This is a genomic window from Enterococcus sp. DIV2449a, from assembly GCF_051711225.1.
In the GTDB taxonomy this organism is placed as follows: domain Bacteria; phylum Bacillota; class Bacilli; order Lactobacillales; family Enterococcaceae; genus Enterococcus_D; species Enterococcus_D casseliflavus.
In genome coordinates, this window is sequence record NZ_JBIOME010000001.1 from 1,756,246 (window position 1) to 1,775,910 (window position 19,665).

The window sequence follows — 19,665 nt, forward strand, 5'->3', positions numbered from 1 at the left end:
TTTTCTCTTTCAAGACCCTCTCGATGATCGCAGGTGGTCGCTGTTCTTGGTTGTTACTCGTCACTTGCTTCGCTTTCTGGCGTCGTTGTAATCAGTTTCGCCTCGTCTTTGAGGTTTTCTGGGATAGTGATGCCCAATAACTGCGCCTGAGTTTCATTGATGATCGTTTCGCCATCGCTGAATGTATAGATCGGTGTTGTCGCAGGTTCTGCTGTCCCATCAAGAATTGCTGCCACCATCTTCCCAGTTTCCACGCCTATCGTAAATTGATCTTGTCCGACCGTTGCCAAACCGCCTTGTTCCACCATCGTGTCTACGGAAGTAATGATTGGTGTTTTTGATTTATTGGCTTCTTGAACTACGGTCTGCATAGCATTTGCGATCGTATTGTCTAACGGAATATAGATAAAATCGACTTCCCGTGCCATCACTTGGACCATTTGCGCAATTTCATTACTTGAAGGAACGGCATACGATTTGCTGGTCAAGCCATTTTCTTCGGCAGCAGCTTCTGCTTCTGCCACTTGGTATTTCGAATTGTCTTCGGTCGAAGAATACAAAATACCGACTGTTTTTGCCTCTGGCAGCAAATCTTTTGCTAGTTTGATTTGTGCAGCAACTGGTGCTTTATCGGAAACACCAGTGATATTGCCGCCGGGTTGATCCATATCTGCCACCAGATTTGCCCCAACTGGATCAGTGACCGCTCCTAAAACGATCGGTACATCCTGAGTGACATTCGCCAACGCTTGTGCTGCGGGTGTTGCTACCCCAACCAAAACGTCGGCATCTTTATTTAGCAGCTGCTGACTCATCGTTGCCAATTTGCTTTGATCCGCTTGACCGTTCTGGAATTCGATCGTCAAGTTGTCCCCTTCGGTATAGCCTGATTCTTTAAGGCCTTCTTTGATCCCCTCGGTGATCGCATCCAGTGCTTCATGACTGACAAATTGTAGGATCCCGACTGTTTTTTCAGCTTTTTCTACTGGTTCCGAAGTCTCACTAGCTTGATTGGTCCCACTTCTCATTCCTAACTGATAGACAAATGTCGCTCCTAAAAATAATAAAATAACGGCAACCGATGCAATTAATCCCTTGTTTTTCATTTTTCATTCTCCTTTTTCTGCTTACGTTTTTCGTGTTTTTCATTTTATGGTTTTTGAGAACAAAAAAAGCAACTGCCTATGTGACGGCAATTGCAAGTAAGCAAAAGCCGCATAGAAGCTTGTCCTATGCGGCGATAAATTCAACTACCAGCATAGATACAGCACTTTAGAAGGTTCTCTAAAAAGTTGTATCTATGGAATGAGGTCCCATCAATACAACTATCTACGCCAGTTTTGCCATGATTTCACTTGCAATGGAATAAATAGTTTCATGATTGTTCCTCCTTCTCAACTTGTTTTCTTTCTTGATTGAATTCAGTTTAGCTTATTGATAAAAAAACGTCAACAATTTTCTGTCAAATTGTCAGATTTTTTTATCGATCATTGGCCGAAGAACGAATCGTCCACATCGGTAAACGATTCAATTCTGGGATGAATTCCGTCGTTGGCTGCTCAAATGAATCAAAGGTAAAGCGATTTTTCTCAATCCCTTCTTCATAAAAAATAAACGTCACTTTATCAGGATCAACGCTGTATTCATTGGAGAAAAAAGCCGCATCATAGACGATTGGATAATAAAAAAATGTCCGATTCAGCTCATCTTCTTGCGCTTGGATCAGATCAAATACTTGATCGAGTTGAGGTCCGTTGGGCTTACTAAACATCACTGAGATCGCTCGTGTTTCACGAATCGTCTTGTCTGCAGTCAGATAAGGCAATGGCTGTACTTTTTCTGACGGCAGCTTGTCAAAAGCGATCCGATCCACTAAAGAAGCATTGATACTATTTTGAGAAAAGACGATCAAACCTGCGAAGACCAGTGCGAAAAGAATTCCCCCGATCAGCGTGAAAATCGTTTTTTTCTGATCTCGATAAAGATCATCTAAAAAAGCTTGCCAGCTTTCAACTATTTTTTCTTTCGTGTAATGAACAAAGTTCCTAACTTGTTCCATAATTTGCCCACCTTTTTTAAAAATCCTACTATTAATTCATACTATCAATTCCCTCCTAGAACGTCAAGAAACTTCACATTTCTTCGATAATTCGGTAAGATAAAAGAAAACGGTAAAGGAGTCATTATGCATAATCTAGCTGATTCATTGATGTCTGGAGCCAATCCCATCTTCGATTTCATCGTTGTCTGTTTGAACTTTCTCTCCATTTTTGTCATCGTTTGGGGTGTATTGATCGCAGGCATTGACTTTGTGCGCTACGAATTAACAGAAAAGGATCGATTGGTGGCAGCCAGAGAGAATAATTTTATCCGCAATTATTTAGGGAGCTATGTCTTATTAGGTCTGGAGATCTTGATTGCAGCAGATATTATTGAGACGATCATCCACCCTACTTTCGAAGACATCGTACGTCTAGCTGCCGTCGTTATTATTCGGACAGTCATCTCTTATTTCTTGAATAAGGAAATCGAGCGTGCACTGCAAACCACCGATCACCAACCTACCAAGAAAAAGGAAAGCTAGCTGCCATGGCTTTTCTTTGGATTCTTCGGTATAATAGATAGGAATATTTGACATTGGAAGGATCAATCCCTCAGTCAAACTATTCTTAAAAGAAAAGAGGGAAACAATATGTCTTTTGATGGTGTCTTTACCCATTTAATGGTCCAAGAATTACAAAATCAATTAACCAGTGGACGTGTAAACAAAATTCATCAACCTTATGAAAATGAGGTCGTATTTGTGATTCGTTCCCAAGGGAAAAATCACAAACTTTTGCTATCCGCACACCCCACCTATGCTCGTGTACAATGCACAACGATCGCCTATAGCAATCCAGAAACCCCACCGAATTTCTTGATGATGCTACGGAAATATTTAGAAGGGGCGATCTTAGAATCAATCGAACAAATCGACAATGACCGTGTGATCCATTTTCATTTCACGCGACGAGATGAATTAGGTGATTTGCAAGCCCTCGTCTTGATCGTCGAACTAATGGGCCGTCACAGTACGATTTTATTAATGAATAAGACGAGCGGAAAAATCGTCGATACGATCAAACACATTGGTCATTCACAAAATACGTATCGTACCTTATTGCCAGGTGCTGTCTATGTTGCACCACCAAAGCAATCGACGCTTAATCCTTTCACAGCCTCTCGCACCAAGATTTTTGAAGAATTATCTACTCTTGATCCATTGACGGCAAAAGAACTTCAACAACGATTCCAAGGCTTAGGCCGCGATACAGCAGAAGAATTGATCGCTCGAATCAATGCCAATCCCAATGAAAAACTGCGTCAGTGGGAAGCTTTCTTTACAGAGCTTACCCAGGAGCTAGCACCAAGTTATCTCCAGTCAGAGAAAAAGGAATATTTTACACCAATTCCCTATCCATCATTAATCGATGCGACCACCACTGTCACCCATTGTCAGAGTCTGAGCGAGCTTTTAGATGCGTTTTATCACGACAAGGCGGAAAGAGATCGGGTCAAACAACAAGGTGGCGAATTACTAAAGAAGATTGAGAATGAACTGAAACGGAACCAATTGAAGTTAAAGAAACGCCAACAAACGTTGATCGATTCAGAAAACGCCGAAGAATTCCGTCAAAAAGGTGAGCTTTTGACGACCTTTATGAATCAAGTCCCCCGTGGTGCTGCATCAGTTGATTTGGAAAATTACTATGATGAGAATCGGCTTTTGACGATCAAACTCGATCCTGCTCTTTCTCCCAATCAAAATGCTCAGAAATATTTTCAACGTTACCAGAAATTAAAAAATGCAGTCAAACTGATCCATCAGCAGATTGCCGAAACGAAAGAAGAAATCGCGTATCTCGAATCCGTGTTAGCCCAATTAGAAATTGCCTCTCCCATGGATCTGGCGGTTATTCGGGAAGAACTGATCGCACAAGGCTATGTCAAAAATCGGGCGAAACAGCGTAAAAAAGCTGCTCCTTCGCAACCAGAACGATTTCTTTCTTCAGACGGAACTGAAATTTTCGTCGGAAAAAACAATTTACAAAATGACCAACTGACCTTAAAAACAGCTCGTAAGAGTGATATCTGGCTGCATACCAAAAATATTCCTGGCTCTCATGTCATCATTCGTTCGGATGATCCTAGTGAGACAACCTTAATGGAAGCTGCAGAGCTTGCCGCATATTTCTCAAAATATCGTCAATCTGCCCAAGTACCAGTGGACTACGTGCAAGTCAAACATATTCGGAAACCGAATGGTGCCAAGCCTGGATTCGTCATTTATGAGAATCAAAAAACACTTTTTGTGACACCTGATGAGGGAATTTTGAGATTAAAACAGTCCTAGCTGTTCCTAAGTCTATTCGGATCAAAAAATCATAAAGTAATCAATCAAAGAACCGACCACAAAAGCGCAGCGAAGCTACACGCGCTTGTGATCGGTTTTTATGCTTTTTCGTTCTATCTACTGCTCTTTCAGCAACAATTTTCCTTAGCTTGAACCACAAAAGGCAAGCCTTCTCAGAATTCAGCCATCGACGTATCTGCTAGATCCGCTAGAATGGCAAATGAAAATCTCCTGCAGCCAATAGGTTCTGCTGGCTAATAAATCCCGCCATCCTCCATAGTGACTTTCTTCTCAAAATCAAAATGATACAGCTTTTCCCAGTGATTGATATTCAACGTTCCTTTGGTCAAACGGATCGCTAGAAAACAACAGCCTTTATCATCCTCATTGTTAACTTCGTCGTACCAGACAAAGGCTTTGCGAATTTTGCTTCTTAATTCTGCATTTTTAGGGTCTAGCACCCACCCTAAATTCTCTCCTTGACCGATCGCAGTAAACCATTCACCACTGACAGCAATCGCAACTGCTGAATTCTTACTGATTTGCTTCATTTTGTTTGATTGCTCATGAGTTGACACGTAAAAAACGCCGTCTTCATAAAAAGCATCTACTTCTCGGACGACTGGCTGTGTTCCTCCCTTGTCATTCTCGTTACAAGCAGTCGTGGCAAGGGCGATCACATTGTCTTTAAAATGTCCGAATTTTTCTTCAAGTAGCTTTACTCCTTCTTCAAACTGAGTCATTGTACTGTTCCTCCTTACATCTCACTTCTTTTTTTAAAAGGAATCCATAATTCAACATGAACGACCTGATTTTCTTTTTTTTGATAAAGCTCAGGGAAAAAATCCTCAGCAATCCACCCATTCTTCTTTAACCAGAAACGGGTATAGCGCATCGCTTTCCCCATATTGATGATCAGTTGCTCTGAAATCGTATCAAAACTGCAAACAACGTAATCCCGAGCCGGTAGCGTCCATTCACTGAAGGTCGATCCCTGTGAGTCATCACCTACTTGGCCAACAAAGTAACTCGAATAGCCTTCTGGCGCATCTCCTGGAAACGAAACACCGATCTGGTAGTTGGCTTTTCCCGGTTGATGGGCAATCTTTTGAAGAAATTCATGCCAAATTTCTTCAATCGGGTCGATCCCTGTTCGTTGCCCTAGCATTTTCCCATAGTTGAATGGGTAGTAACCGACGATCCCATAGAAGACCAGCGGATGCGGATTGCTTTTTTTCTGGATTTCTAAAACAACCCCTTCACTGATCAATGGGATACCCTCTTCCGTCACAATATAGCCTAATGAAAGATCTGGCTTATCAAAGTTTTGTAAGCCAATGGGCTTTTTCTGATAAAGTGAGGGTGAAATTCTATAGACCGTTTTAAACGTTCTTGAAAAAACGGCATGACTGCTAAAGCCGACTTCAAAAGCGACATCAATGACTCGCTTCTTTTGGTTTTTCAATAAAAGCGCACCTCTTGCCAAACGACGCAGTTTTATATATTCCCTAACAGAAATTTTAACCAAACGAGTGAATAAGCGCTGATAATAAAAAACGGACAATGATGCAACTTGCGCCAACGTATCGATCTCTAATGGCTCGGTAAGATTGTCTTCAATATAATCGATTGATTTTTGGATTGCCTCCCATGCATGCATATGAATTTCCTTTCTTTTACTATAAAATAATTCGCTAAAAAAGCTTTACCGTGTCTGCTCTTTTTCAATTGATTTAATTGTGTTTTATTTCACAGGAAAACGAATGCTTAGAACCTGCTTATTGATTAGTTTAGCATAGCCTTTGTGCTCGATGGCTATGAAAATAAAAAAAGACGAGGATTTGAAGCGACCCCCAAAAGTTAGACCAGAAAATCTAACTTTTGGGGGTCGTTATTTGTATGGCAAAATATCCTTTTGAATTAAAACTAAAAATCGTTAAAGAATATCTTAGTGGCGTGGGCGGATATCGGTATCTTGCCAACAAATACGGTATTTCAAGCAAGTCTCAAGTAAGTAATTGGGTGAATGCCTATCGTGAATACGGAGAGGAAGGTCTATTGAGAAAACATCAAAATCAGAAATATTCTGTTCAATTTAAGTTAAATGCGCTAGAGTTATATCAAACAAGTGAGATGTCCTATCGAGAAGTTGCTAGCACTTTAGAAATGAACAACCCTGCGCTTATTGCCAATTGGATGCGTAATTTCAGAGAAGCAGGTATTGAGGGGCTCTCAAAAGAGAAAGGGCGACCACTTACTTTGACTAGAAAAAAAGAAAACAAAAAAGAAAATACAACAACTGAAGAACGCGATCGTATCAAGGCATTAGAAAAGCAAGTCCGATCCCTTCAAATTGAGAATGCCTTTTTAAAAGAGTTGAGGAAGCTGCGAAAACAGGAAGCCCAGCAAAGACGCAAGAATCAATCGCACGAATCATCGCCAGCCTCCGAGGATCATTCAAACTAGTTGAGCTTCTTGAAACATTGAAATTTCCTAAAGCAACCTATATGTATTGGCAGAAACGGTTTGACAGACCAAACCCAGACCAAGAAATTGAAGAAAAAATGCTTGAAATTCGCAAAGAGCATAAAGATTATGGCTGTCTGCGACTAAAAAAAGAATTAGAGAATCAAGGGATTCATGTCAATAAAAAGAAGATTCAACGTCTGATAAAAAAACTAGGTATCGAAGTAAAGTCTTACACTCGAAAATCTCGACGGTACAATTCTTATCGTGGGAAGGTTGGCACTGTCGCCAAAAATCGTATTCATCGTCGGTTTTATACAAATATCTGTCACCAAAAAATTACAACTGATACCACAGAGTTTAAGTATTATGAAGTAGACACCACAGGTGTCGTTCGTCAGAAAAAGCTGTATTTAGATCCTTTCATGGATTTCTACAATAGTGAAATTCTATCTTATCGGATTTCTGAAAAACCAAACGCACTAGCCATAATGGAAGGATTAGAAGAAGCAATCCAGATGACAAATGATTGTCCATTTCGTAGAACCTTCCATTCAGATCAAGGATGGGCCTATCAAATGAATGCTTATAAGAATAAATTGAAGCAGCATAAAATCTTCCAGAGTATGTCTCGTAAAGGGAATTGTTTAGATAACTCACCTATGGAAAACTTCTTTGGTTTATTAAAGCAAGAGATTTTTCATGGAGAAGTCTATCGGAGTTTAGATGAATTGAAAACAAAAATTGACCAATATATCTATTATTACAACCATAAACGCATCAAAAAGAAATTAAATTGGCGAAGTCCGGTTCAGTTTCGAGAAGCTGTAAAAACAGCTGTCTAACTGTTAATTTTATCGTACAAAAAAGGAGTGGATTTCTCCACTCCATAAAAGTCTAACTTTTTGGGGTCACTACAATTTTCGTCTTTTTTTCGTTCGTTTTTAAACGATTGTATTGTTAGAAGGTTCCCACTACGTCGGGTTTTATAGGATAATCAGAAGAGAAGTCCGAGAAAAACTACGCAAAAGGGACCATTTTTATAAATCAATAGAAATAAATAGGCCGATCTTTGCGGTCTTGTAATGGGCGATTATTATTTTCTAATACTTCTTCGCGGAATTCTAAAATGAAGCGACGACTCATCTCACCAATCCAGTCAAAGACAAACCAGTTGATTGGCCCTTTCGTTGGCGGGGTCGTCAAGGAACCCACATAATGAAAATGATGAGTGCGCTCTGGCAAGAACATGCTCGGATCAAACCATTGGGTATGGTTCTCAAAGTCCCAGATGCTGTCGTCTTGCTGATTGCAGATCCAGTTGAGTTTATCCGTCAGTTTGAATAAGATACCCACCACCAAGTTTTCTCCGTCCTCATTCATATGAACGAGGTGAAACTCTAACTCTTGCTGCTCGTCATCGATAATGTGTTCAGACGGCATGTGAAAATGAATATCCGTCAAATAGTAGTTGATCCCTTTAAATGTGACATAGCTTTCTTTGTTATAAGGAACGAAGTGAATCGTATTTTTGAATTCTTTTTCCGTGAACCGCTCTCGTTTATAGTGAAAAGCCAAGTCCTGATCGATGGGTTCTTCGGTCTCATCGTGGACTAAAGCGATTGGGGATTGGTAAGGAAATTCGGCACCTTGTGCATACCAGTCGCACAAAGTGTGCCAATGTTCAGGTCCATTGTCTCCAGAATAACTCCAGGGAACGTCCATATTTCTTTTCAAAAAAAACAGCCTCCTAATTCAAGTTGACAGCAAGGTATAGCCCTTCCTATCAAAAAACTTTCTCCCAATGCTATCAGAAAATAGGTAAAAATAAAACGAATATGCTTGGTCATTCCCTCACATATCCGTTTCTTATTTCAATTCCTTATTCACTCAACCAGGCAGCAGGATCTTTACGCCACTCTTGTAACAGGGCAACATCAGACTCTTGAATAGCACCCGTTTCTAAAGCCGACTCGATCAACGCTGTATAGTTTGTCAAAGTCACATAGGATAAACCTGCTTGATCAAAATTTTCTTGGACTTGAGGCAGCTCGTAAGTAAAGATCGCAGCGACGCCTAATACATCGGCTCCTTCTCTTTTGGCTGCTTCACAAGCTTCTAAGACACTGCCACCTGTTGACAATAAATCTTCAATGACGACCATTTTTTGATTTGGTTTAATACGCCCTTCAATTTGATTGCCTTTACCGTGTTCTTTTGCTTTGCTGCGAATATAAACCATTGGCAAATCTAACAATTCAGCGACCCATGCAGCATGGGGAATCCCAGCTGTTGCGGTCCCTGCAATCACTTCTGCTTCTGGGTAAGTCGTTTTGATGACTGCAGCTAAGCCTTTCGCAATGGCGCGACGTACATGTGGATAACTCATAGTGATTCGATTGTCGCAGTAAATAGGGCTTTTGATGCCGCTTGCCCAAGTAAATGGTTCATTCGGTCGTAAGAAAATCGCCTCGATGTCTAAAAGATCTTTGGCAATTTGATTGGATTGTTCTTTCATTGGCTAGCTTCCTTCCATTCTTGTTTTATTTGCAGATAACTTTCATACGGTGCCTTAGATTGGGTGATTGGACGTCCCACAACGATCATGGTAGCCCCTGCTTTACGAGCTTGTGCAGGTGTCATGATCCGTTTTTGATCACCAACTTCACTGCCAGCTGGTCGGATACCAGGCGTCAAGCGGATGAAGGCATCCGTTGTCCTTTGTTTGATCTGCTTTGCTTCGTGAGCGGAGCAAACAACACCGTCTAACCCAGCTTTTTGGGCACAAGTGGCGTAATGGATGACACTTTCTTGCAGTGACGTCATGATCTGCTGATCATGATGCATTTGTGCCTCACTAGTGGAGGTCAATTGGGTAACTGCAATCAAATCAGGAACTTTGTGTCCTGCGGGGGTTCCTTTTTGTAGGCCTATTTTTGCAGCAGTCATCATTTCGATCCCGCCGGCTGCATGAACATTCGTCAAAGCAACTCCTAACGAAGCTAAGCGTTCCATTGCTCGTCCTACTGTATTGGGAATATCATGTAGTTTTAAATCTAAAAAGATATCATGGCCACAGTCTTTTAACCAAGTAACGATCGCTGGTCCTTCTTGGTAGAAAATCTCCATTCCCACTTTCACAAACAACTTTTCCTCTATAGGAAATTGCGCTAAAAAAGTTTCAATAGCCTGTTTGTTAGGAAAATCTAAGGCAATAATTGGCCGTTCACTCATCACATGTGCTCCTCTCTCACTTCTTTTATCAGCTGTTCCAAAGAAGGGATCCCTAATTCTGCCATTCGGATAGGCAATTCTTCAATCAACTTTGGGCAAATGTAAGGATCGGTAAAGTTTGCGGTTCCGACTGCAACAGCACTAGCACCTGCCAGATACATTTCAAGGACATCATCCACTGACATCACGCCCCCCATGCCAATAATTGGTAATTGAGAAACTTGCGCCACTTGTTTGATCAGGCGAATCGCCACTGGTTTGATTGACGGACCAGACAAGCCCCCCGTTTGGTTAGCTAAAATTGGTTTCCGTGTTTTTAGATCGATCCGCATGCCTAAAAGTGTATTGATCATCGTAAACCCGTCGGCGCCGCCTGCTTCGATCGCTTGCGCAATTGGGACGATATCCGTCACATTCGGCGAAAGTTTGACATAGATCGGCACTTGCGAGACTTTTTTGACCGCTTCAGTCAATGCACCAGCAACCGCAGGATCGGTTCCGAACGTGATGCCGCCATGCTTGACGTTCGGGCAAGAGATATTCAATTCGATCGCTTTGACATTTTCTGCCTGACTGATTTCCTGACACACAAGAACATAATCTTCGACGGTCGAACCAGCAACATTCGCGATGATTGGCAAATCGGGGTGTTTTTGAGCTAAGTCGGGTAAAATTTGATTCATGACCGCTTCTAACCCAGGATTTTGCAACCCGATGGCATTCAACATACCGCTAGGCGTTTCTGCTACCCTTGGGGTCGGATTGCCGAAACGCGGTTCAGGTGTGGTCGCTTTGATCATCACCGCACCTAATTGACTGATGTCATAATATTTATCATATTCTGCACCAAACCCAAAACAGCCGCTGGCAGGCATGATCGGATTTTTCAGGCTCAATCCGGGTAGCTCGACATTGATCGACATTAAATGACCACCTTTCTCGCCTGAAATACAGGCCCTTCGTCACAAACTTTGACACTTTTTGTGCCTTGTTCATCATCTTTCGTATGGCAAACACAGGCATAACAGGCACCCATCCCGCAAGCCATTCGCGCCTCCATTGATAATTGAACATCTGGAAGGTCTTCGAAAAGCTGGGCGGTGGTTTTTAAAAGACCGTTATTTCCGCAAGCAAAGACCGCCGCAGGTGTTTGCTCTGCAGCTAATAACAGGTTGCCAACATTTCCTTGTAAACCCGCGCTGCCATCATCGGTAGCGATCCTCGTATCTCCCAGTGCGCGAAATTCCTCTTCATAATACATGACGTCTTTGCTGGCAAAGCCCAAAAAGTGAATGACGTGGACGCCTTGTTGCGTCAGGCGTTTCGATAATTCATAGAGCGGCGGTACACCGATACCGCCACCGACGATAAATGCAGTGTCCCCCTGGTTTAAATGATGATAGCGAAACCCATTTCCTAACGGCCCCATCACATCGATTGGATCACCAACAGTCATTTCTGAAAAAATTCTTGTGCCATCTCCTTCGACCCGATAAATGATTCGGCATTCTTTTTTCTCAGCATCAATATGATTGATACTGATCGGTCGGCGAAGAAGAAAGGCATTTTGAGGAACCCGCAGGTGTAGAAATTGCCCTGGGGTCCTCATCTCATTGACTAATTCACCCGTCAATGTCATTTCAAAAATCCGCGGTGCCAGTTGACGCTGTTTGCTGATGGTCATGATTTCTTGCTTCATCAAAAAACTCCTTTATCTGCGTTAAATTGCTTTTGTTGAAAAACTGCGGGATTCCATCACTTTTAGAATCGCATCCGCTGTATCAAGAGAAGTAAAGGTCGGTACACCATGTTCCACCGCTTCTCGGCGGATGATAAATCCGTCTTCCGTTGCATTTTGGCGATCTTTGTCCATGGTATTGACTACTACTTGGGTCGTTCCTTTACGGATCAAATCAACAACCGTTTCTTCTGCTTGCTGTTCGGAAATCTTGGCAACCCGAGTCACTTGTAGTCCTTTTTCTTCAAAGTAATCGGCGGTTCCATTGGTAGCCAATAAGGTAAAGCCGACCTCTACGAAACGCGCTGCCAGCGCTGCGGCCTCTTCTTTGCTTTCGTCTGCAACGGTGAAAAGTGCTTTTCCAAATTCAGGAATATGCAGGCCTGATGCCTCAAAAGCTTTATAAAGTGCTTTTGCCAAATCTTTGTCTGATCCCATTACTTCACCCGTTGATTTCATTTCAGGGCCTAAGTAAGTATCGACTTTTAAAAGTTTTGTAAAGGAGAAGACAGGTGCTTTGATGTGTACTTCATTTGGTGTTGGCGCAAGTCCGTCTTGATAACCTAACGCTGTGATCTCATCTCCGAGAATCGCCTTCGTGGCAATTTGTGCCATTGGGATCTCTGTTACCTTGCTTAAAAATGGTACGGTTCGGCTAGCACGAGGGTTTACTTCAATGACATACACTTTGTTCTCATGGATGACAAATTGGATATTCATCATACCGATACAATTTAAACCTAATGCCAAGCGTTTGGTATATTCTTCGATCGTTGCAATTAATTCATCCGAAAGATTTTGCGGTGGATAGACCGCCATTGAATCTCCTGAATGGACCCCTGCACGCTCGATATGTTCCATGATTCCAGGAATCAAAACAGTTTTGCCGTCACAGATAGCATCGACTTCACATTCTTTACCGACCAAGTAACGATCGACCAAGACAGGATGTTCTGGTGATGCTTTCACTGCATGACGCATATAATCTTCTAAATCGGCTTGGTTTTCCACGATTTCCATCGCACGTCCCCCTAAGACATAACTTGGGCGGACTAAAACAGGATAGCCGATTTCTTGAGCGATGGCGATCGCTTCTTGTTCGTTCGTCGCTGTATCCCCTGGTGGTTGCGGAATATCTAGCGCTTGTAATGCTTGCTCAAAGAGATCACGATTTTCGGCACGATCAAGATCTTCAATGCTGGTGCCTAAGATTTTGACCCCAGCTTTTACTAAAGGCTCTGCTAAGTTGATCGCCGTTTGCCCGCCAAATTGGACGATGACCCCAATGGGTTGTTCCAAATCGATGACGTGTAAGACATCCTCTAAGGTCAATGGTTCAAAGTACAGCTTGTCGGAGATAGAAAAGTCAGTCGAAACCGTTTCAGGATTACTGTTCATGATGATCGCTTCATAGCCAGCAGCTTGGATCGCTTTCACCGAGTGCACTGTCGCATAATCGAACTCCACCCCTTGTCCGATTCGGATCGGTCCAGAACCTAGGACAAGAACAGATTCTTTTTCACTGCGCTTGCTTTCATTCTCAAACTCATAGGTGCTGTAGAAATAAGGTGTTGCAGATTCAAATTCGGCGGCACATGTATCTACCATTTTGTAGACGGGCAAAATCTTTTGCTCATGACGCAGCGTACGGATCTCAGCTTCCGTGGTTTCCCACAGCTCAGCAATCTTTTTATCCGTAAAGCCATTTTGCTTGGCTTTTTTCAACACATCAAGGGATTGTGGTTCGTTTGCTAATGCTCGTTCGATCTCAAAGATGTGAAGCATCTTATCCAAGAAGAACAAGTCGATTTTCGTCATTTCGTTCAAATCTTCGATGGTGTACCCTCTTCGGATGGCTTCCATGACGTAGAATAGGCGATCATCCTGCGCCTTGATGACTTTTTCCATCAGATCATTGTCAGAAAGAGCTTCTAATTCTTTCATTTCGATATGGTGTGTGCCGATCTCCAATGAACGAACGGCTTTTAATAATGACTCTTCAATATTACGACCGATCGCCATCACTTCACCAGTCGCTTTCATTTGTGTTCCTAATCGACGTTCCCCAGTTTCAAACTTGTCAAACGGCCAGCGAGGAATTTTTGCGACGACATAGTCAAGGGCGGGTTCAAATTCTGCATACGTCGTTTCTGTGACTGGATTTTTCATTTCATCCAATGTTAAACCGACGGCAATTTTCGCTGCCAGTTTGGCAATCGGGTACCCTGTAGCTTTACTTGCTAACGCAGAGGAACGTGAGACCCGTGGATTTACTTCAATGACATAGTAGTTGAAGCTATTAGGATCAAGCGCCAATTGAACGTTACAGCCACCTTCGATTTTTAACGCGCGGATGATTTTTAATGAGGCATCCCGTAACATTTGGTATTCATGGTCTGACAAAGTTTGGCTCGGCGCAAAGACGATGGAATCGCCGGTGTGGATACCGACTGGATCGAAGTTTTCCATATTACAAACGACGATCGCGTTGTCAGCAGAATCTCGCATCACTTCATATTCGATCTCTTTATATCCAGCAATACTCCGTTCAATCAAGCATTGGGTCACTGGCGAGAGCTTCAAGCCGTTTTCAGCGATTTGGCGAAGTTCTTCTTCATTGTTACACATGCCGCCGCCCGTTCCCCCTAGCGTAAATGCTGGACGAACAATGATTGGAAAGCCGATTTTTTTCGCAAAATCAACTGCTGCTTCCACCGTTGACACGATTTCGGATTCTGGGATCGGTTGATCCAATTCTTCCATTAATTGTTTGAATAGATCTCTGTCTTCTGCCTGGTCGATTGCTGCTAATTTGGTTCCTAGCAACTCAATTCCTAATTCATCCAAAATACCTGAGTTGGCTAATTCCATCGCCATGTTCAAGCCCGTTTGTCCACCTAATGTCGGTAAAATTGCATCAGGTTGTTCTTTACGTAAAATCCGTGAGACAAACTCAAATGTGATTGGTTCAATGTAGACTTTGTCAGCAATTTCTTTGTCCGTCATGATCGTTGCGGGATTCGAATTGACTAACACCACTTCGTAGCCTTCTTCTCGTAATGCTAAACAAGCTTGTGTACCAGCATAATCAAACTCTGCCGCTTGTCCTATAATAATCGGTCCAGAACCGATAACCATGATTTTCTTGATATCTGTACGTTTTGGCATATTAGTTCTGCTCCTTCCATGCATCGATCATCTCTAAAAATTCGTCAAATAAGTGGACTGCATCATGCGGGCCCGGTGCCGCATCTGGGTGGTATTGGACACTGAATGCTGGGTAGCGGCGATGACGAACCCCTTCGATCGTGCCATCGTTCACTTCGACGTGGGTTACCATTAGTTTTTCTGGATCGATGGATGCTTCATCCACAGCAAAGCCATGGTTTTGTGAGGTAAAATCGATCCGACCAGTGGCGATCTCTCTTACCGGATGGTTTAATCCGCGGTGACCGAATTTCATTTTATAGGTATCTGCCCCATTCGCTAATGAGAAGAGCTGATGGCCTAAACAAATCCCGAAGATCGGTACCTTGCCTTGAATCCCTTGTATCATTTTAATTGCTTCTGGCAAGCTTTTAGGATCACCCGGTCCATTTGTCAGCATTACACCATCTGGTGCGAGGTCTAAAATTTCTTGCGCTGTCGTATTGTATGGCAAAATCGTTAAATTGCAGTTGCGGCGTGACAACTCCCGTAAAATACTGTGCTTCAAGCCGAAGTCGATGACCACGATATTGCGACCCGTTCCAGGACTTGGATAAGGTTTTGAGGTAGAAACTTGTGCCACTTGATTGGTTGGTAAAACCGCCGCTTTTAATTGATCAAAGGCATGGTCAAAGACATCTCCTGCATCAACGATACTCGCTTTCATGGTCCCATGTTGACGGATCTTTCTTGTCAGCGCGCGTGTATCGATTCCTGCGATCCCTGGAATATTTTTGCGTTTTAAAAATTCATCTAACGTCAGCTGTTTCCGCCAATTGCTCGCTAGACGCGCGTGTTCTTTCACAACGACCCCTTTACAAGTCGGTGAAATTGATTCGTAGTCGTCTCGGTTGACGCCGTAATTTCCAACCATCGGATACGTAAACGTAATGATTTGTCCGTTAAAGCTTTGATCCGTAATGGCTTCTTGATAGCCCGTCATGCTGGTGGTAAAAACAATCTCACCAAAAACATTGATACTGGCACCAAAGCCTTCGCCTTCAAAGTATGTTCCATCTTCTAAAATAAGCCAACGTTTCATATTATTGCCCACCTTTTTGCCATACTAATTTTCCATTTACAAATGTATAACTTGTATCCCCATATAACGTCCATCCACCGAAAGGCGTATTGACTCCTTTTGATAGAAATTGCTTAGGATCCACGTTATAAGCTGATTCTAAGTCAAAAATCGCGAGATCGGCTTTGTCTCCGACCATCATCGTTCCGGCGCTTAGACCAAAGATTGATGCTGGTTTCACGGTCATCCAATCCACTAGTTGTTGCAAGGTAAAGCGTCCTGTTTTGACAAAATGAGTGTACAACAATTGGAAGGCATATTCTGATCCGACGATGCCAAATGGTGCTTTTAAAAAGCTTTGCATTTTTTCTTCATAGCCATGTGGGGCATGATCCGTCGCGATACAATCGATCGTGCCATCCAGCAGACCTTCGATCAACGCTTCACGGTCTTCTTGCCCACGTAACGGTGGGTTCATTTTCCAAAAGCCTTCATCGGCAGGAATATCTTCATCGATTAGAAGTAAATGATGAGGAGAAACTTCGGCTGTCACATGGATACCAGCTTTTTTGGCATCTCGGATCACTCGAACACTTTCTTTGGTCGAGACATGGCAGACATGGTAATGAGCACCCGTTGCTTCCGCCAAATGTACATCACGAGCGATTTGAGAAGCTTCCGTTACACTCAAGATCCCCGGTAGTCCAAGTTCTTCTGCTTTTTTACCAGCATGCATCACGCCGCCAAAGAGTAAGGAATCATCTTCTGTATGGGCAACCAAGGCCAAGTCATTTTCGGCGGCTTGCTTCATTGCCAAATACATTGTGCCAGCAGTCTGAACCCCGACACCGTCATTTGTTAAGGCAAATGCCCCCGCGGCTTTCATTCCAGCTGCATCCGTCAACGTTTCGCTGCGCAAGTTTTCGGTGATCGGGGCGTATTGTAAGACATTGATTGACGCATCTGCGTTGATTTTTTCGTAAACAGCTGCTAATTTTTCCGGTGTATCGGGAACTGGGTCAAGGTTTGGCATTGCGCAAACTGTCGTGAACCCACCGCGAGCTGCTGCCATGCTGCCCGTTTCAATTGTTTCTTTGTATTCAAAGCCTGGTTCTCTGAAGTGTACATGAACATCCACTAAACCTGGCGTGATCAATTGCTCTTTGGCATCGATGACTTCGTCAAAATCTGTTTCGGGAAATGCTGTACCGATCCCGCGAATGATTCCTTCTTCGATCCAAATTGCTGCAGGAACACAGTGATTGTCTTTTTTGATGATTTTACCGTTTTTAATGAGTGTTTTCATGTAAACTTCCTCCTCTAATTCTTTCCTTTTTGCCTGTTAGGCCTTACCGTTCAACACCGCTTCAAGAATCGCCATTCGAACAAAGACGCCATTGGACATCTGTGTGATGATTCGTGAGCGTAAGCTTTCAACTAAGGCATCAGCCAATTCCACATCGCGATTGACCGGCGCTGGGTGCATTATGATCGCATGCTCTTTCATTCTTGCGGCGCGTTCGACGGTCAACCCGTGATTTTTTAAGTATTCTTCTTTTGAAAAGCTTTCCGTTCCATCATGGCGCTCGTGCTGGACACGAAGCATCATCATAACATCGACTTCTGCGACCAATTCGTCTAATGGTAGCCAATGACCGTATACTTCAAATTCTTCGTCATACCATTCCTTTGGACCTGAGAAGAAGACTTTCGCTCCGAGACGCTTCAACATTTGCATGTTTGATTTTGCGACCCGTGAGTGGGTGATGTCACCTACGATTGCGACTTTCAAGTCGTCAAAATGCCCAAACTCTTCATAGATCGTCATCAGATCTAGCAAGCATTGAGTTGGGTGTTGGCCGCTGCCGTCCCCGCCATTGATGATACTGCACTGGATCGTTTTGCTTTGGATCAAAGCGTCGTAGTAATTTTCATCGCCGTGGCGAATGACCGCAACGTCTACACCTAAAGCCGACATCGTCAAGACCGTGTCATACAAGGTCTCGCCTTTTTGAACAGAACTGGTGGAGGCTTCAAATTCGATGACTTCGATCCCTAGTTTTTTCTCAGCAACATCGAAGCTTTTGTGGGTTCTGGTACTGTTCTCAAAAAAGAGATTTGTTGCGAAATATTGTTCTTTTTGGGGCATCCATTTCGCCCCTCTTTTGAATTCTTGTCCTCTGCGGATGAGTCCCATCACTTCACGGTCCGTCAATGCTTCTACCGTCAAAAGATGCTTTAAGCTGATTCTTTCGGATTGAATAATCATGAATGAATTCCTCCTTTGATTCTGTTTAAACGATGAGTTGGCACAAGTTATTTTTCTTCGCTGCGAGAGCTGTCAGGTAAAATAAGATTCAAGAAGATCCCTAGGACAGTTGCTAACGCCATTGCGGATAATGTGAAGGTACCGACCGTGAAGACAAGACCGCCGATTCCTACCACAAGGATCACTGACGCAATGATCAAATTCTTCTTACGATCAAAATCGATTTTGTTGTCGATCAAAATTTTCAACCCGCTGGCAGCGATGACGCCAAAGAGCAGGAAGCTGATCCCTGAGATGACTGGACCAGGAATACTTAAGATCAATGCGCTTAGTTTTCCAACGAAGCCTAGTACGATGGCTAGAACTGCTGCACCACCGATAACGAACACACTGTGGACGCGTGTAATTGCTAAAACCCCAATGTTTTCTCCGTAACTTGTCACTGGGGGGCCCCCAACGAGACCGGCTGCAATTTGAGCAAACCCATCTCCCAATAGTGTTCGGTTCAAGCCTGGCTCTTCAAAAAAGTTCCGCTTCGTTAATTTGTTCAAGACCATCAGATGACCGATGTGTTCGGTCATGGTAACAAAAGCGATCGGCGCCATCGTAGTGATTGCATTCAGATACAGTTTTGGTTCATAGTTAATGAAGGGAATCTCGAAGCTCGGCATGCCAAACCAGTTGGCGTCAATGATGGGCTGTACATCGACGATTCCCGCTGCTAAGGCGATCAAGTATCCGCCCACGATCCCCAGAAGGATCGGAATCAGTCCTAAGAACCCTCGCAGAAACATATTGAAGAAAATCGTTAATCCTAAGGTAGCCAAGGCTACCAGAATGTACTTGAAATCGTAGACTGAGTCATTGTACATCGCATTCTGAGCTGCGTTAGCGGCTAACCCTAATCCAATCACCATAATCACAGGACCGACAATGATCGGTGGTAAGATCTTATCCAACCAAGCAGCACCCGCACGTTTAATGATCATCGAAACGATCACGTAGACCAACCCAGTCGTGATGGCGCCTTGTGCGATAGCTGGGTAGCCGTCAGATTTCATCAGCATCTGCATCGCTGCGATAAACGCAAAGCTGCTGCCTAGATACGCTGGAATCTTCCCTTTCGTCGTAACCAAGTAAACCAATGTTCCAATACCTGAACTAACTAGAGCGATGCTGGGGTTGATCCCAACGAGGATCGGAACTAAAACGGTTGCCCCAAACATCGTGAAAAGATGTTGTAAGCTTAGGCCTAACCAAGGCAGTGCTTTGGGCCGATCTTTGATGTCTAAAACTGCGTCTGGATTACGAAATTCTTGCTTCTGCATGTTGCTGTC

18 protein-coding genes are annotated in these 19,665 nt (G+C 43.2%); 4 read left to right on the plus strand and 14 right to left on the minus strand.

From position 1 onward, the window contains the following. Window positions 1-53: 53 nt before the first annotated feature. Window positions 54-1,106 (minus strand): tryptophan ABC transporter substrate-binding protein, encoded by a 1,053-nt coding sequence (trpX, locus tag IGI76_RS08280; RefSeq protein WP_010748363.1) that lies wholly within the window; start codon window positions 1,104-1,106, stop codon window positions 54-56. A 374-nt stretch (window positions 1,107-1,480) separates the two neighbouring features. Then, a complete protein-coding gene (locus tag IGI76_RS08285) occupies window positions 1,481-2,059 on the minus strand; it encodes a hypothetical protein (protein ID WP_142968438.1) in 579 nt (192 codons plus the stop codon). A gap of 126 nt (window positions 2,060-2,185) precedes the next feature. Here IGI76_RS08285 and IGI76_RS08290 point away from each other — a divergent pair, with 126 nt between their 5' ends. Further along, a complete protein-coding gene (locus IGI76_RS08290; protein ID WP_010748365.1) occupies window positions 2,186-2,584 on the plus strand; it encodes a DUF1622 domain-containing protein in 399 nt (132 codons plus the stop codon). Window positions 2,585-2,692: 108 nt separating this feature from the next. Continuing rightward, entirely contained in the window at window positions 2,693-4,393 is a 1,701-nt protein-coding gene (gene efbA / locus IGI76_RS08295) for a fibronectin-binding protein EfbA (protein WP_438781364.1), read from the plus strand. Window positions 4,394-4,647: 254 nt separating this feature from the next. Here the strand turns inward: efbA and IGI76_RS08300 are convergent, their stop codons facing one another. Both IGI76_RS08300 and IGI76_RS08305 read right to left on the minus strand, forming a co-directional pair. Continuing rightward, a complete protein-coding gene (locus IGI76_RS08300) occupies window positions 4,648-5,136 on the minus strand; it encodes a pyridoxamine 5'-phosphate oxidase family protein (RefSeq protein ID WP_142968440.1) in 489 nt (162 codons plus the stop codon). 14 nt (window positions 5,137-5,150) lie between these two features. Continuing rightward, window positions 5,151-6,053 (minus strand): AraC family transcriptional regulator, encoded by a 903-nt coding sequence (locus IGI76_RS08305; RefSeq protein WP_142968441.1) that lies wholly within the window; start codon window positions 6,051-6,053, stop codon window positions 5,151-5,153. Window positions 6,054-6,292: 239 nt separating this feature from the next. Between IGI76_RS08305 and IGI76_RS08310 the strand changes: the two genes are divergently transcribed. Both IGI76_RS08310 and IGI76_RS08315 read left to right on the plus strand, forming a co-directional pair. Continuing rightward, complete coding sequence (locus IGI76_RS08310; protein ID WP_016249835.1) at window positions 6,293-6,859, plus strand: helix-turn-helix domain-containing protein; 567 nt, start codon at window positions 6,293-6,295, stop codon at window positions 6,857-6,859. Next, window positions 6,829-7,704 carry an IS3 family transposase gene (locus IGI76_RS08315; RefSeq protein WP_317726542.1) on the plus strand — a complete coding sequence of 292 codons (876 nt, stop codon included), beginning with the start codon at window positions 6,829-6,831 and terminating at the stop codon, window positions 7,702-7,704. Before IGI76_RS08310 ends, IGI76_RS08315 begins: the two co-directional genes overlap by 31 nt. 202 nt (window positions 7,705-7,906) lie before the next feature. Here IGI76_RS08315 and IGI76_RS08320 read toward each other — a convergent pair whose 3' ends face one another. From IGI76_RS08320 to IGI76_RS08365, 10 genes are all read right to left on the minus strand, one after another. Then, window positions 7,907-8,584, minus strand: a complete 678-nt coding sequence (locus IGI76_RS08320) for a carbonic anhydrase family protein (protein ID WP_074535795.1) — start codon at window positions 8,582-8,584, stop codon at window positions 7,907-7,909. Window positions 8,585-8,741: 157 nt separating this feature from the next. Continuing rightward, on the minus strand, window positions 8,742-9,377 hold the full coding sequence (pyrE, locus tag IGI76_RS08325; protein ID WP_074535794.1) for an orotate phosphoribosyltransferase: 636 nt from the start codon (window positions 9,375-9,377) through the stop codon (window positions 8,742-8,744). Next, window positions 9,374-10,093 carry an orotidine-5'-phosphate decarboxylase gene (gene pyrF / locus IGI76_RS08330; protein ID WP_142968443.1) on the minus strand — a complete coding sequence of 240 codons (720 nt, stop codon included), beginning with the start codon at window positions 10,091-10,093 and terminating at the stop codon, window positions 9,374-9,376. Before pyrF ends, pyrE begins: the two co-directional genes overlap by 4 nt. Then, window positions 10,093-11,016, minus strand: a complete 924-nt coding sequence (locus tag IGI76_RS08335; RefSeq protein ID WP_005226113.1) for a dihydroorotate dehydrogenase — start codon at window positions 11,014-11,016, stop codon at window positions 10,093-10,095. Before IGI76_RS08335 ends, pyrF begins: the two co-directional genes overlap by 1 nt. Further along, on the minus strand, window positions 11,016-11,792 hold the full coding sequence (locus IGI76_RS08340) for a dihydroorotate dehydrogenase electron transfer subunit (RefSeq protein ID WP_005226114.1): 777 nt from the start codon (window positions 11,790-11,792) through the stop codon (window positions 11,016-11,018). Before IGI76_RS08340 ends, IGI76_RS08335 begins: the two co-directional genes overlap by 1 nt. Window positions 11,793-11,813: 21 nt before the next feature. Beyond that, a complete protein-coding gene (gene carB, locus IGI76_RS08345) occupies window positions 11,814-14,999 on the minus strand; it encodes a carbamoyl-phosphate synthase large subunit (protein ID WP_333719171.1) in 3,186 nt (1,061 codons plus the stop codon). Window position 15,000: 1 nt separating this feature from the next. Continuing rightward, on the minus strand, window positions 15,001-16,080 hold the full coding sequence (locus IGI76_RS08350; RefSeq protein ID WP_005235984.1) for a carbamoyl phosphate synthase small subunit: 1,080 nt from the start codon (window positions 16,078-16,080) through the stop codon (window positions 15,001-15,003). A 1-nt stretch (window position 16,081) separates the two neighbouring features. Further along, window positions 16,082-17,365 carry a dihydroorotase gene (locus IGI76_RS08355; protein WP_333719172.1) on the minus strand — a complete coding sequence of 428 codons (1,284 nt, stop codon included), beginning with the start codon at window positions 17,363-17,365 and terminating at the stop codon, window positions 16,082-16,084. Between the two features lie 36 nt (window positions 17,366-17,401). Continuing rightward, the gene (locus tag IGI76_RS08360) at window positions 17,402-18,328 is read right to left on the minus strand and encodes an aspartate carbamoyltransferase catalytic subunit (protein ID WP_005235988.1); all 927 of its coding nucleotides are present in this window, start codon (window positions 18,326-18,328) and stop codon (window positions 17,402-17,404) included. 47 nt (window positions 18,329-18,375) lie between these two features. Further along, window positions 18,376-19,656 (minus strand): solute carrier family 23 protein, encoded by a 1,281-nt coding sequence (locus IGI76_RS08365; RefSeq protein WP_005235990.1) that lies wholly within the window; start codon window positions 19,654-19,656, stop codon window positions 18,376-18,378. Window positions 19,657-19,665 lie beyond the last annotated feature (9 nt).

Bases quoted from the DNA above. Each gene is read 5' to 3' on its own strand.
- trpX (WP_010748363.1), bottom strand. From the start codon at position 1,106: ATGAAAAACAAGGGATTAATTGCATCGGTTGCCGTTATTTTATTATTT.
- IGI76_RS08285 (WP_142968438.1), bottom strand. From the start codon at position 2,059: ATGGAACAAGTTAGGAACTTTGTTCATTACACGAAAGAAAAAATAGTT.
- IGI76_RS08290 (WP_010748365.1), top strand. From the start codon at position 2,186: ATGCATAATCTAGCTGATTCATTGATGTCTGGAGCCAATCCCATCTTC.
- efbA (WP_438781364.1), top strand. From the start codon at position 2,693: ATGTCTTTTGATGGTGTCTTTACCCATTTAATGGTCCAAGAATTACAA.
- IGI76_RS08300 (WP_142968440.1), bottom strand. From the start codon at position 5,136: ATGACTCAGTTTGAAGAAGGAGTAAAGCTACTTGAAGAAAAATTCGGA.
- IGI76_RS08305 (WP_142968441.1), bottom strand. From the start codon at position 6,053: ATGCATGCATGGGAGGCAATCCAAAAATCAATCGATTATATTGAAGAC.
- IGI76_RS08310 (WP_016249835.1), top strand. From the start codon at position 6,293: ATGGCAAAATATCCTTTTGAATTAAAACTAAAAATCGTTAAAGAATAT.
- IGI76_RS08320 (WP_074535795.1), bottom strand. From the start codon at position 8,584: ATGGACGTTCCCTGGAGTTATTCTGGAGACAATGGACCTGAACATTGG.
- pyrE (WP_074535794.1), bottom strand. From the start codon at position 9,377: ATGAAAGAACAATCCAATCAAATTGCCAAAGATCTTTTAGACATCGAG.
- pyrF (WP_142968443.1), bottom strand. From the start codon at position 10,093: ATGAGTGAACGGCCAATTATTGCCTTAGATTTTCCTAACAAACAGGCT.
- IGI76_RS08335 (WP_005226113.1), bottom strand. From the start codon at position 11,016: ATGTCGATCAATGTCGAGCTACCCGGATTGAGCCTGAAAAATCCGATC.
- IGI76_RS08340 (WP_005226114.1), bottom strand. From the start codon at position 11,792: ATGAAGCAAGAAATCATGACCATCAGCAAACAGCGTCAACTGGCACCG.
- carB (WP_333719171.1), bottom strand. From the start codon at position 14,999: ATGCCAAAACGTACAGATATCAAGAAAATCATGGTTATCGGTTCTGGA.
- IGI76_RS08350 (WP_005235984.1), bottom strand. From the start codon at position 16,080: ATGAAACGTTGGCTTATTTTAGAAGATGGAACATACTTTGAAGGCGAA.
- IGI76_RS08355 (WP_333719172.1), bottom strand. From the start codon at position 17,365: ATGAAAACACTCATTAAAAACGGTAAAATCATCAAAAAAGACAATCAC.
- IGI76_RS08360 (WP_005235988.1), bottom strand. From the start codon at position 18,328: ATGATTATTCAATCCGAAAGAATCAGCTTAAAGCATCTTTTGACGGTA.
- IGI76_RS08365 (WP_005235990.1), bottom strand. From the start codon at position 19,656: ATGCAGAAGCAAGAATTTCGTAATCCAGACGCAGTTTTAGACATCAAA.